10 protein-coding genes and 1 pseudogene are annotated in these 7,615 nt (G+C 69.7%); 3 read left to right on the top strand and 8 right to left on the bottom strand.

Features of this window, described 5'->3' with window-relative positions; translation table 11 throughout:
* The 4 genes from IEZ19_RS48675 to IEZ19_RS48660 form a co-directional block, all read right to left on the bottom strand.
* Positions 1 to 191: transposase (locus tag IEZ19_RS48675; protein WP_189317783.1), on the bottom strand; the 191-nt coding region annotated here is incomplete at its 3' end.
* A 191-nt stretch (positions 192 to 382) separates the two neighbouring features.
* Positions 383 to 820: a hypothetical protein gene (locus IEZ19_RS48670; RefSeq protein WP_189317782.1), complete on the bottom strand. Its 438-nt coding sequence runs from the start codon at positions 818 to 820 to the stop codon at positions 383 to 385.
* 166 nt (positions 821 to 986) lie between these two features.
* Positions 987 to 1,385: a PIN domain-containing protein gene (locus tag IEZ19_RS48665; protein WP_189317781.1), complete on the bottom strand. Its 399-nt coding sequence runs from the start codon at positions 1,383 to 1,385 to the stop codon at positions 987 to 989.
* Complete coding sequence (locus tag IEZ19_RS48660) at positions 1,385 to 1,660, bottom strand: hypothetical protein (protein WP_189317780.1); 276 nt, start codon at positions 1,658 to 1,660, stop codon at positions 1,385 to 1,387. The genes IEZ19_RS48665 and IEZ19_RS48660 overlap by 1 nt, the downstream gene beginning before the upstream one ends.
* 125 nt (positions 1,661 to 1,785) lie before the next feature.
* Here IEZ19_RS48660 and IEZ19_RS48655 point away from each other — a divergent pair, with 125 nt between their 5' ends.
* Positions 1,786 to 2,955 (top strand): hypothetical protein, encoded by a 1,170-nt coding sequence (locus IEZ19_RS48655; protein WP_189317779.1) that lies wholly within the window; start codon positions 1,786 to 1,788, stop codon positions 2,953 to 2,955.
* 110 nt (positions 2,956 to 3,065) lie between these two features.
* Here IEZ19_RS48655 and IEZ19_RS48650 read toward each other — a convergent pair whose 3' ends face one another.
* Positions 3,066 to 3,869 (bottom strand): replication-relaxation family protein, encoded by an 804-nt coding sequence (locus tag IEZ19_RS48650; RefSeq protein ID WP_229841710.1) that lies wholly within the window; start codon positions 3,867 to 3,869, stop codon positions 3,066 to 3,068.
* A 77-nt stretch (positions 3,870 to 3,946) separates the two neighbouring features.
* On the opposite strand from IEZ19_RS48650, the gene IEZ19_RS48645 reads away from it, so the two are divergent.
* A complete protein-coding gene (locus tag IEZ19_RS48645; protein WP_189317778.1) occupies positions 3,947 to 4,630 on the top strand; it encodes a hypothetical protein in 684 nt (227 codons plus the stop codon).
* Between the two features lie 48 nt (positions 4,631 to 4,678).
* Here the strand turns inward: IEZ19_RS48645 and IEZ19_RS48640 are convergent, their stop codons facing one another.
* Positions 4,679 to 5,227, bottom strand: a complete 549-nt coding sequence (locus tag IEZ19_RS48640) for a hypothetical protein (RefSeq protein ID WP_189317777.1) — start codon at positions 5,225 to 5,227, stop codon at positions 4,679 to 4,681.
* An 87-nt stretch (positions 5,228 to 5,314) separates the two neighbouring features.
* A pseudogene (istB, locus tag IEZ19_RS48635) lies at positions 5,315 to 5,988 on the bottom strand (IS21-like element helper ATPase IstB).
* Positions 5,989 to 6,537: 549 nt separating this feature from the next.
* On the opposite strand from istB, the gene IEZ19_RS48630 reads away from it, so the two are divergent.
* Complete coding sequence (locus IEZ19_RS48630; RefSeq protein WP_189317776.1) at positions 6,538 to 7,038, top strand: GNAT family N-acetyltransferase; 501 nt, start codon at positions 6,538 to 6,540, stop codon at positions 7,036 to 7,038.
* A 36-nt stretch (positions 7,039 to 7,074) separates the two neighbouring features.
* On the opposite strand, the gene IEZ19_RS48625 is transcribed toward IEZ19_RS48630, so the two are convergent.
* Positions 7,075 to 7,615: transposase (locus tag IEZ19_RS48625; RefSeq protein ID WP_229841709.1), on the bottom strand; the 541-nt coding region annotated here is incomplete at its 5' end.

The raw sequence follows: 7,615 nt of genomic DNA, 5'->3' as shown, positions 1-7,615 counted from the left end.
ATCTCCGCGTCCTTCGCCGACGCCGCAACCGCCTCGGGCCGCTCGGCCTTCTCCGCCGTCTTGATCCACTGCCGCAGCGTCTCGTGGTTCACACCCAGCTCGGCGGCAACGCGCGAGACGGGCCGGCCCGATGAACGGGCCAACGCCACCGCATCGGCCCGGAACTCCGCCGAGTACTTGTAGGTCCCCACCTGGGACTCCTCTCCCTGGACTCAAGATCCAGTGTCGAGGTGTCCACGATCAAGGTGGAGGGCCCCCCTCGAAGGGCTCAAGACGAGGGACATCCTCAGATGCCTCAAGCGCTTCGTCGCGCGCGAGGTCTACCGCCACCTCACCAGCGCCTTCAGGAGCGGACCGTCGGCATCTCCAGCCACTTGACGATCTATAGGAGCTTCAGAGTCAAGCTTAGGGGTTGTAGTTTCATGCCGTCGAGGCCGGGATCGAGTCGGTAGCGGGGACGGGAAGAGGCGTTGATGCTGCGGAAACTGTGGCCGTGGTTGTCCAGCACGCTGGTTCCCTTCTTGCCGTCGGCCACCCAGTCGAGCACCACGGTGAAGGTGCAGTCGCCGGCGCAGGCCTTGGTGACATCGAGTTCGAAGACTTCTGGATCGGTGAGCGAGATTTTGTAGGGGAAGTCCACTGTGGGGGAGGTGACCTGCCCCGTGAAGTCATCAACTGCGGGTTTGGCGACGAAGGTCGGCGGTGTGGCGGCCAGGTTGACGTCGAAGCGGCGTTTGCTGACTCCTCCACCGCACTCCCCACGCGACACCGTGATGCCCGTCCCGGGCTTGGGGCGGCGGGCGGTGATGTTGATGTGCATGCCGAGAACAGACAACGCAACCGTCCTGTGCGAGCGGTGCTGCTCCCGGCGAGGCAGCGCCGGGCCTTGCTGGGGCAGATAGCGGTGGGGTAGGCCCGCGGCAAAGCGACGATCGTGCCGGCGGTGTCGGCGCGGCCGTGTGCCCGTCTTCTGCCGCCGGGCACGGCTACTGGCCGGGGTGGACGGCCTGGACGCCGGTGCCCGCATACGCCTTCGGAGTCAAGGTGAGCAGGAACCGTCCGGTGGGATGGACGGGGGAGGGGCGGGCGGCGTGGATGGCGTGGACGGCGGCCCAGGAGTGCCTGAAGCGCAGCAGTTCGGTGGCGGTGACCGCGGCGTCGGTGTCGAACGCCTCGATGCGGATGAACCGCAGCCCCTTGATGTAGCCGAGCAGCCCCGGCCGCTCGGCGTCGCCGGCCGTCAGCGACAGCACTGGCGCATACAGATCCCCGAGCCCGCCGGAGGCCTGGACGTAGAACGCGGCGACCGCCTCGTTGAACGGATCCTTCGGGTCATACAGCGCCGTGGCGGTCGTGTGGTCCAGGACGACCGCGATCGCCGCCACTACGCGGCCGCCTGCGGGCTGTGCGACGTGGCGCCCAGGCGTTCCAGCAGGGCCTTCGCCTTCGCCTCGGCTTCCGGGCTGGGCGCGCTGCCCAGCGCGGAGGCGAGCTCGGCGCGGGCCAGGTCGGCGCGCTCGGCGTACTCGGCCCGGGTCGGGGTGCCCTGCGCGAGGTCCTCGACCAGGGCCCGGATGGTGGTGCCGTGCTCGGCCGCGAGCTGGGCCAGCCGGTCCCGCGCTGCCGCGCTCACCTTGATGCTCGTCTCATCTGCTGCCATACCCCGACTCTACCGCCGTTCCTCTACCGCCGGTAGAGGAACGGCGTCGGCGCGACTTCGCGGTGCCCCTGCCCCTGTCCGAGCGTCCGTCCTGCATTGTCAGTGGCGGCTGCTTCCATGGCGCCATGAGCACTGTGCGCGAGAACGCTGCCCTCCTGCCCGACCCCGCCCGACTCCGTTCCCATCTGCGTGCACTGGCTGCCCTGGACATGGCGATCGGCGACGATCCGCGGTTGTGCCAGTACACCTTCGACGCCACCTGGAGCCCCGGTGTCGAGGCGGCCCTGATGGAGAACGGCTCTGGAGACGACTTCGCCGTCCTTTTCACTCCGGCCGGCGTGCTCATACGCGGCTTCGACCACGAGTCGGAAATGAGTCCGTACGGCACGGCCGACGAGCAGGTCTGGCCCGGTGTCATCGACGACGTGCCCGCTGCGCTGCGCCCGCTCCTGGACGAGCCCGCCTTCCACGACGAGGGCATCGACGCCCCTCGGGTCACCGCCTGCCTGTGGCAGGCGACCGGCGACACCGTCTGGCGCACCGGCTCGGCCCTCGCCTTTCCCGAGGGCAGCGAAGACCCAGACGGCTCCGGCTTCCTCTTCCACCTCCTCACGGACCGCTCCCCCGAGGCCGTCCAGGCACGGTTCGAGGACTACTACGAACGCCCCGTCTCCCTCGACGCCATCCGCCACGTCCTCGCCGGACACCCTCTCACCCCCGCGGTCGCCGTGGCCCTCAACCCGGCCGCACTCTCGGACAATGCACTGCTCCGAAGGATCGCCGCGCACCCCGAGGTCGCCTCCTACCTCTCCTGCGACGGCGAGTTCGACCTTGCCCGCACCAACCCGATCGAATCGATTGCCCTGCCCAACGCTCTCCCGGTGGAGCCCATCGCTGGCTGCAACGCGGGCGGCACCCACTACCTCTGCGGCCCGGCCCTCCCCGACGGCCCTCGCCCCGTCCTCTACACCGACTCCGAGGGTCAGGCCTCCCTCATCGCCGAGTCTCTCGCCGAGGCCCTGACCCTCGCCGTCGTCCTGCCGTCCTGGCACGACGCCCTGGCCGGCTTCCGGCCCCCGGCCCTCAACTCCGACTACCTTGACGACCACCCGGACCACCCCGCCGTCCGCGACCGCCTCCTCGCCGCACTGCGGCTTCCCCCGGCCACCGACCGCGAAGTCCTGGACCGCCTGCTCACCACGGCCGCCCGCACCGTCCGCGACGGATTCCTCCCCCACGTTCCCGACGACGAGGAGTCCGCCTTCGAGCCGATGCTCGAACCGTCCGCCGACTAGAGCAGGCCCCTCCAACACGGTCACGACAAAGGGGCCGACCCCCCCGAGGAGCCGATCCCTTCCCACTCGCATGCCTGCGAAGTCACCTCGCATGCGGCGACGTGGAGTGATCACACGTTGAAGTGGAACGTCTGAGGTAGGACTCCCATCTGCGGAGATGTGCTGGCCACCCCGACGCAAGGCGGTCCTTGCAGACGTCCGGGCCTCGGCGCCCTCACCCCGCACGGGCCCAGGCACATGAAGGCGGCCGCCCCGAGGGAAGAGAGAGTAGCGCTGCGCCACTCCTCCAGCACCCGTTCCCGGAGGGTCGTCCGGCGCCCCGGCGCCACGGGCACGTAGCGGTGGACGCGTTCGTACGCGGTCAGCTTGGTGGCGAGGCGTTCGGGGCCCATGGTGGCCCGGTCGACTTCGAGGAATGCCCGCAGCATCGACCCGCCCGTGCCGTCGGCGGGGCCGCGCCGGTAGTACAGGAGGGCGTCGGGGATCACGGCCTCGCCGCTCCCGATCGGGTGGTGGACCTCGGGGATCCAGTCCAGCGGTTGGCACACATCGCCGCGGCGGCGGGCGTCCTCGAGGATGGCGAGCGCGGACGTGGTCACGGTCAGCGTGTGGCCAGCCTTCAGCCGTGCGGCGGTGGGATCGGAGACGGTCCTGGAGGGCCAGTGCCCGCGCAGCTCGGGCCATTCGGAGGCGAGTTGCACGCCGTACGGGGTGGGGAACCACACCCGGGTCCGTCCCGCCTGCGGCAGGGTGATGCGGTCGACCAGCCCCTCCTCGCGTAGCCGGGCCAGCCGTCGCCGGGTCTGCTCGATGCGCACGGAAGGGGCGCTCACCCGGTGCATCTGCTCGGTGGTGGCCATCCAGTACTGCGTCAGCACGCCCAGCGTCGGCCGGTCCCCGCTGCCCACGTCCACGCCGGAGAGCCGATTGTCAGGGCGGTCACATAGGATCGCCGCTCGTCTGAAGCTGGTGCTCTTTGCAGGGAGACGTCGTGAGCTTTGATCTTGGGGTGTGGTCCGAGGAGGTTCGCCCCTCGCGTGCCGCCGCCTCGGAGACGCACCGGCGTCTGTGCGCGGGCGAGTCTGCGGCAGTCAGGCCGGCTGCGGCGGTGCCCGGGTTCTATGCGGCATTGGTCGCCGAGTTCCCCGAGGCCGAGGATGCGACGGACGAGTTGTCGCCGTGGTCGGCTGGCCTGGATGTCGGAGACGGCCATGTACTGATGCCGATGCAATGGGGCCGCGCGGCGAAGGTAGCGCCCCGTGTCATCGAACTTGCTGGTCAGCACGGGTTGGTCTGCTTCGATCCGCAGGCTGGCGTCGTGTATGTCCCGCCCGCACTGCGGGCTGCGGGCGCGTTGGAACTGCAGTCGTGTGTCGGCCTGCCGGTCAGCGACCCTGACCTGGAGACCGTCGAGCGGGCCGTGCGACGGTTGTCGGCCGAGAACTGGTTCGTGATTCTCGAAGACCCGTCAGGATGGTATGTCCAGGTCGGGACCGGTGCTCGGGCGGGGGCGGCTGCGGGCGGCTATGCGGTCGAGTTTCGTGACGGCTCGTCCGAGCGGCACTACCGCTGCGTGCTCCATGATCGTGAACAGGTGGTGTCCGTGTTCGTGGACTTCACGCGGGATCCGGCGACTCGCCCGGCTGGGGTGACGTGGGAGAAGCTGACGCTGTGAGCGTCAGCTTGGTGGCCCGCCCGGCAGGGTGAGCGGACCACGGGCCGGTCACTGGCTGCGTCGGATCGGGACGATGTCGGTGTGGTGGTGTGGCATCGTCGGCCGGGCGGCTTCCGGAGTGGCCAGCAGGGCGACGATCGTGACGGGCTGCTGGCAGCGCGGGCAGTTGCGGGTCGCGGTCGGCTCCAGCGGATCACGGACGGCCGCGGGCTGGCGCGAGGTGGGGCGGACCGGTGGCGGAGGAAGTTCGATCCGGGCTCGCAGTGCCGGTGGTGGGGCCTGGCCGAGGCGGCGGGCCCGTTCCTCGTCGAGGGCCTGGTCGCGGCGGTGCTCGGCTTCGCGTCGGCAGACGGCCGAGCAGTAGCGGGTGCGGACCGTGCGCCTGGCCTGGAAGGGGTTCTCGCAGACGGGGCAGGTGCGGGTCTCCGTGCGGGCTTCGCGGGAGGCGGTGCGGCACTCGGGCGAGCAGAACATGCGCTTCGGGCTGAGGGTGGTGGTGAACTCCTGCTGGCACTGGGGGCAGGTCCGTTGGGTGGGCAGGTGCGAGCGGGCCTTCTCGCGGCAGGTCGGCGAGCAGTACTTGCGTCGGCTCGTCACGGAGTCGACCGTGAACCCGGCCTGACACTCGGGGCAGGTGCGGTCCAACTCGCCTGCGGATCGGGTAGGTTCAAGAGACACGGGCATTCACTCCCTGGCGAAGCGTCTCGGCGTGGTTCTGGTGGTGCGGAGCCGGTAGGACGGACCGTCGATGCCGACCACGGTGGCCCGGTGCAGGAGGCGGTCAAGCATGGCCGCGGCGACGGTCGCGTCGCCGAAGGCCGAGGCCCAGTCCGCGATACCGACATTGGTGCTCAAGATCGTGCTCGACTTCAGATACCTCTGGTTGATCACCTGGAACAGCGCGGAGGCGCCGTCCTCGGGCAGCGGCAGGTAGCCGAGCTCGTCAATGATCAAAAGCCTGGGACCTGCAAAGAAGCGCATGCAGGTCTTCCACCGTCCTTCGAGTGCGTCCTTGTGGCACTTGGCCGCCAGCTCTGCCGCGGTGGTGAAGTAGACCCGGTGGCCGGCGTCGACCGCGGCCCGGCCGAGCGCGACCGACGCATGGTCTTGCCGACCCCGGGCGGGCCGACGAACAACACGTTCGAGGCGTCGTCCAGGAACCGGAGGGTGGCCAGGTCCCGGATCAGCTTCTCCTCGACCCCGGGCTGGGCGGAGAAGTCGAAATCGGAGAGCGTCCAGGGCTCGGGCAGGCAGGCGAACCGTTCCCGGGCCGCGAGGCGGCGGGCCTCGGTGGCCTCGATCTCGATCTCCAGCAGCTTGAGGGCGGCGGGACTCGATGTCTCCGGCAGGTGCCGCACGTCCAGATGCTCGTGGGGCTGGTCGGCGTTCGCGTCCAGGAGCCACCGCTCGTGTCGGACACACACCCGGGACAAGAGCGGCGCGTACTGCACCACCCGCACGACCGTCCGCGTACGCCGAGCGGCGCCGGCAGCGGAATGCCACCGGCCCGGCGACCGCGCCGCCGATCCGCCACGCTGCAGCCGGCACTCCGTCTTCTTCGGCGGGCAGCTTGGCGTCCTCCCGCGCCCAGGACGGCAACGCCCGCGCCAGCACGTCTTTCTTGACGCCGCACAGGCCTGCCGGGAGCTGCCGTCCGGCTGTGTTCAGCAGCACCTCGGCATCGGCTCGCGCGCCCCTGCCGTCGTGCCCAGGTTGGTAGTTGCGCTAGTACCAGCAGGACCGCAACGCCATCGCTTCCAGCCCCTGGTGCCGTGACCGGATAGGTTCACCGAGGTCTCGTGGTCTGCGGGTGCGAGGGTCACCGCTGGTCGCAGGGCTGAACGACCTCGTTTGCATGGTTGTAATCAACTTGCTGTCCGCCCCGGCGGGCGGGCAGGGTCTGGATCATGCTTGAACTACGCACTTTGGAATCAGACGACTGGCCCCTTTGGCGGGAGTTGCGACTGACCGCGCTTGCTGAGGCGCCCTACGCGTTCGGATCAACGCTGGCCCAGTGGCAGGGCTCCGGCGACCGAGAGGAACGCTGGCGTGCCCGTCTGTCGATTCCTGGCGCGCACGATCTCGTCGCGCTCCTCGACGGCCTTCCGGTGGGCATGGCCAGCGGAGTGCCGGGCGAGGGAGCAGAGAACGTGGAGTTGATCTCGATGTGGGTCAACCCCACGGCTCGGGGCACGGGCGTGGGTGACTACCTGATCCAGACGGTCGAGCGGTGGGGGGGGGCGGAGCGCGGTGCCACGACGCTGCGGTTGTCCGTCATGCCAGACAACCGCAAGGCGACCGCGCTCTATGAGCGGCACGGTTTCACGGACACGGGTGAGCCTGGCGATCTTCTGCCCGATGGCGTTGGCAGGGAGCGGGTCATGGCGAAGAGCCTGGCCGCTGTCTGATCTCCACATCCGGGCACGGCGGGATCCCTCACTTGGTCAGGCTGCGGCGGCGAGGGGGCGTCCGCCCCAGCGAATGCCCTTCTCGCTGCGGATACGGGCGCGTTCGCGACGCTGTGCCGCCAGGACGTCGGGGTAGCGGGGGTTCTGGTTGCGCCAGCGCAGATAGCGGTGCAACTGGCGGGTCTGGACGGTGTGGTTGGGGTGGTGGGGGTTAGCGAGAGTGAATTGCCGAAGCGGCCCGAAGTGTGCCTCGATCGGGTTGGCCCAGGACGCGTTCGTCGGGGTGAAGCACAGCTCGACCTTGTTCCTCGTCGCCCAGCGGCGCATACGCCCGTTCTTGTGGGCGGAGAGATTGTCCAGGATCACATAGACCGGGGCGCCGTCCGGGCGGGCCGCACGGATGCTCTTGAGCGCGGCCCAAGTCGGGCCGCTGCCCTTGCGGCGTCTGTTGACGCCCCACAGGGTGTCGTTGCCGACCGAGTAGCAGCCATGGGAGTGGCGGGGCGGTCCGGCCGCTATCCGCGGCTGGTACGAACCCAGCGAGTGGAGCTTCGTTCGCCTGCTTCTTCGGGCTGAG

The organism is Streptomyces brasiliensis (assembly GCF_014647875.1).
GTDB lineage: Bacteria > Actinomycetota > Actinomycetes > Streptomycetales > Streptomycetaceae > Streptomyces > Streptomyces brasiliensis.
This window is presented reverse-complemented; position numbering and strand designations above follow the sequence as displayed.

Coding starts and splice junctions, on each gene's coding strand:
- IEZ19_RS48660 (WP_189317780.1), bottom strand. CDS start 1,660: ATGGCAGCAGATGAGACGAGCATCAAGGTGAGCGCGGCAGCGCGGGAC.
- IEZ19_RS48655 (WP_189317779.1), top strand. CDS start 1,786: ATGAGCACTGTGCGCGAGAACGCTGCCCTCCTGCCCGACCCCGCCCGA.
- IEZ19_RS48670 (WP_189317782.1), bottom strand. CDS start 820: ATGCACATCAACATCACCGCCCGCCGCCCCAAGCCCGGGACGGGCATC.
- IEZ19_RS48630 (WP_189317776.1), top strand. CDS start 6,538: ATGCTTGAACTACGCACTTTGGAATCAGACGACTGGCCCCTTTGGCGG.